The organism is Bartonella sp. TT110JLCBS, assembly GCF_042193405.1.
Taxonomy (GTDB): domain Bacteria; phylum Pseudomonadota; class Alphaproteobacteria; order Rhizobiales; family Rhizobiaceae; genus Bartonella.
Genome location: NZ_JBHILT010000051.1, coordinates 1 through 4,212, shown reverse-complemented (window position 1 = coordinate 4,212; position 4,212 = coordinate 1). Strand labels below are relative to the sequence as shown.

The 4,212-nt window shown below is 35.6% G+C and carries 3 protein-coding genes; all 3 read right to left on the bottom strand.

What is annotated here, in order from left to right:
• Positions 1 to 2,612, bottom strand: a 2,612-nt coding sequence (locus ACFILW_RS08945) for an autotransporter outer membrane beta-barrel domain-containing protein (RefSeq protein WP_375685598.1), incomplete at its 3' end; no start/stop codon positions are given.
• A gap of 970 nt (positions 2,613 to 3,582) precedes the next feature.
• Complete coding sequence (locus ACFILW_RS08940) at positions 3,583 to 3,732, bottom strand: hypothetical protein (protein WP_375612614.1); 150 nt, start codon at positions 3,730 to 3,732, stop codon at positions 3,583 to 3,585.
• A gap of 159 nt (positions 3,733 to 3,891) precedes the next feature.
• On the bottom strand, positions 3,892 to 4,212 hold a 321-nt coding region (locus ACFILW_RS08935), incomplete at its 5' end, for an autotransporter outer membrane beta-barrel domain-containing protein (protein ID WP_375685597.1).

Sequence of the window (4,212 nt, the reverse complement as noted above, 5' to 3'; positions counted from 1 at the left end):
CCTTGGCTTGAGTCTGGTCCATAGGCACGTAGTGTATACATATCTGGTAAGCCACCTCTTGTGGTATAGCCATTTACGAGTTTGAAAGAGTTTTCAGTTGCTTTTCCAGAAACTTGAATGAGTGAAAGCCCCCGTACATTAGGAGCAGCAGAGGTATTTGCTTGACTACTGTTCTTTTCTACGCGTCCTGAAACATAAACTGATGTGTTGCCAGAGACATCCCCATGGATCAAAAGCCTATCGGTTTTTTGATTGGCGATGGGTGCTCCATCACTCCATTGTGCGTTGAAGTAAATTTTTGCGTCACCAGAGGCATTGTAGACGGCTTGCGTGTCTGGTTTACCAGAACCTATATACAAAGTTTGGTAATGCTGTTTTTCTGTTGGCTTGCTAAACATAATGGAGCTGTTATCGAGATTAAGCGTAGAAATATCGGAACGAGATCTTTGAGCAATATCAAGTAGTTTTCCATCAGCATCTTTTTCATTGTTACTGATCTTCAACGTCCATTTTGTGTCGTTTTTCAGATCAAAGCGTGTTTGCCCATTTTCGTCATTTCTTACACCGCCTTGTAAGACAGAATGGTCTGCGGTTAAAGTAAACATTTCAACAGGTTTTGTCTTCTGCTTTATGTTTTTGAATAACGTATCTGCAAGGATTTTTGAATTTTTGAGATTAATTTTCCCCATTGATTCATCGGTATTTATTCCAATACCATTTTCAACGATCAGATCTGTATTGGTCAAATTAACTTCACTGTTTTGCCAATCTTGTGGATTACTATTACTTAGGCCATTTAACTTATTTTTAGACAAATCTGCAAAATTCACCCCAGCAACCCCTGCTGTTGCAGAAGTATTTGCGAGATCAATATGTCCATTTCTGTTTATCTTTAGTGCAATTATTGTTGCATCTATTTTGTTTTCAGCGCCATTGACCATCTTAATCGTGCTATTGGATGCGACAAGTCCAAAATCAACTTTTTCAATCGTTGTTTTTCCGTTTAATTCAATGACGCTATTTGCAGCAGCATTTACACCCATGCTGGGCAGTTCGATTCCCTCAATATTTGTTTTCTTCCCTTTTATCGTTAATTCTTCACTTGTGATTTTGCCTCCATCCGTTACATAAAGACCAAAGAGAGTCTTCGTAATCGTTGTTTTTCCTTTTAATTCAATGACGCTGTTTGGGCCCTCAGCTGATGCGCCTGTAACTGAACTTTCGCCATTTTCTGTGAGTGCAACATCTTTAACATTAATATATCCACCCAAAGTTGCATATAATGAATTATTACTCCCAGTAACAGTTCCTCCTGTCATGAAAATTTTTGATTGCTCACCAATGGCACTCAGTGCATTATGCTCAGATGAAATGATTTTCGCACCATTGTTTAAAGTAATGCTACTGCCGTTTTGAGCAATTATTGCTTCTCCTTTTGCCTCAAAAGATCCGCCGGTGATTGTTATTTGAGATTTGTTATCTGCTAAGATGCTGTTTTTTGCTTTCGTGACGGTTACATTATTTAAAGTGACAATACTTCCTTTGTCAGCACTTATTCCTTTATCCATAAGAAAGTCATCATTTCCGCTTGATATTTTTACATCTTTCAGCGTGTTTTCTTTGCTGGTGGTGTTAAGAAATGATGCACCTACTGCTTTGTCTCCTGTGACCTCAATCGATCCTCCGGTCATCTTGATTGTCGCATTATCACTTTCGGCTTTAACACCGATCGAAGCATTTTTAATTGTTGTGTTACCATTCAATTCAATAGTGCTGGAACCTCTTGCAAATGCACCGAATTTTGTTCCTTTACCATTTGCTGTGAGCACAACATCTTTAACATTAATATATCCACCAGCTTTTGTATATAATACACTATTGCTACCGGTAACAGTTCCCTCTGTCATAAAAATTTTTGATTGCTCACCAATGGCATTGAGCCCATCACCGTTAAGTGATGTGATTTTTGCCTTATTGTTTAAAGTAATGATACTACCGTTTCGAGCATTGATTGCTGTTTCGTTTGCCTCAAAAGATCCATCGATAACTGTTACTTGAGTTTGGTTATCTGCAAAGATGCTGTTTTTTGCTTTTTTAACAGTTATATTTTTCAAAGTGAGTTTACTTTTTTTTTCAGCTTTTATTGCGTTATAGGGGTCACTGTTTTCACTTGTTATTGTGACATTTTCCATATTTCCGTTACCAGCATTTAGCTGAATAGCGGTTTTATCAACATTGATAGAACCTCCTGTCATTTTGAATGTAGCGTTGTCCGATATATTAACGCCGTATTCATAGGAAGATTTAGTTCCAAGTGGAGCACCAATGATGGTATTGTCCGATAATTCAATCAAACTATCGGATCCTTTAACGGTGACAATGGTTGTAACAGATGGTGGTGTTGGAGAGGTACTCCCCAGCTTTAAATTCTTGCCGATGATTTTTCCACCTGTTTCTGCCCAAATATTATCGTAGCTTTCTTTAGAGACTTCCATTTTTTTTCCATCAGAAACTTTAAGTTCTTTAAGTTCTTCCGCTTGTGTGTTGTGGTAGGTCCCAAATAATAGAATTGCTGCAGTTGCTGTATGCGATAAAAGAGATTTTTTAGACATTTATGTTCTCCTCACTTAAAACTAAGCTACAAATATTTTTTCTGTTTGCCATATCTCCACTTGTTATAAGAAGAACAAACAATATAAGAAAATAAATAATGGTCTATAAAAATATTCTTCTTGCTCACTATTTTATAATTTACTTATAGTTTTATAATTTACTTATAGTCAAATTAAAAAACATAATAATTAATGTATATATTTACATTTAAGTCATATTATATTTATAGTTTTAGTTATTACGTATTAAATATATAATTAAAAATATTAAAATGATATTTAAATACAATATTATAAGAAAATGATCGTTGTTTGTTTGTACTTTTTAATGTTATCACAGTACTGTCATATATTTTGATGCATTAAGGAGAATAAAGGGGGGACAGCATCGTTGGGAACAGCCGTCAGCAAAAATTAAAAAAGTTTACTTAATTTTAGATCTGAGGTGTTTTATATTGGATGTAATGTGTTTTATAAATATGCTAAAGAGTACTGATTGATGCTTTTATAAATCTTAGTTTCTTCTTGAGTATTTTGATAAAGTGGTTGATGTCTTTGTTTTTTGGGTGTATTTAATTAAATTATCTGCGTAAAGAAATATTTTGCAGTATGTTTCCTGTGTAAAGAGGAAAATAATAGTAGCTTGTGCTTTTTATCTACTTACGACAGTAAAACTTTACATTTTCTTTTTGCTTTGAGAAAAAGGGGAAGGGGATTTTATGAAGCAAGCGCGATTTATCAATAAACATATATGATTTATCAATAAATACATATAAGGTGTTTTTTCTGAAAGTTTTACTTTCACTTGGAGATGAAGCGCTTTGCGACATTTTTGTTTATGAGAGATAAATGCCATTCAATATCTAAGACAGCGTAAGGGGCAGATTTCTCAAAATCACTGAATTTATTCTCACCCTTAAGCATAACCACCCGCTTTAGTGCATATTTTCATTCTTTTGCGCAAAGACTGCTACACGCATTTCACGCTCCCCAATTCCAGCAAATTGGCAAGACCTTCCACAGCTGTCTTTTCAGGATTATAACGAAAGCGCTTTTTTGCCTGTGTACGAGCAACTACTTCAATCTGGTATGCATCAAAAACAATACCTAGCCTTGTCAATCAATAAATCTTGATGGAGATGATCTTGGGAGAATAAAGAACAAAAGCTATTCGAGCGATCTTTTTATGAAAGGGTGTCAAGAATAAAAAAGGCAGCATATCGTGCTGCCTTTTTGTTAAATTGAATAGAATGAATAGGCTTGCTTTTACAGCTTTGTGTTAAAACTGATAGCGTATGCCGCCTGAGAAATTTGCTCCAGATATACCAGTTTTTTGAAGTTTCTGTTGATAGCTGACATCACCATGAAGGGAGAAATTGTGAGACAGTTGCGCATTGATGCCAACGCCGCCTTCAACTGCAGGTCCCATAGGATCAAGGTCAAAATCTCTGCCAATCTGGATGGTACCATTATCACCAAAAGTTTTGATCAAGTTTACTTTTCCATAGAAAGACATTGGACGATTGTTTTCAGTGGAAATAGTTTTTGTCAAACGTCCACCAACACGGATCAACCATTGAGAAGGATTTTTCATATCAAC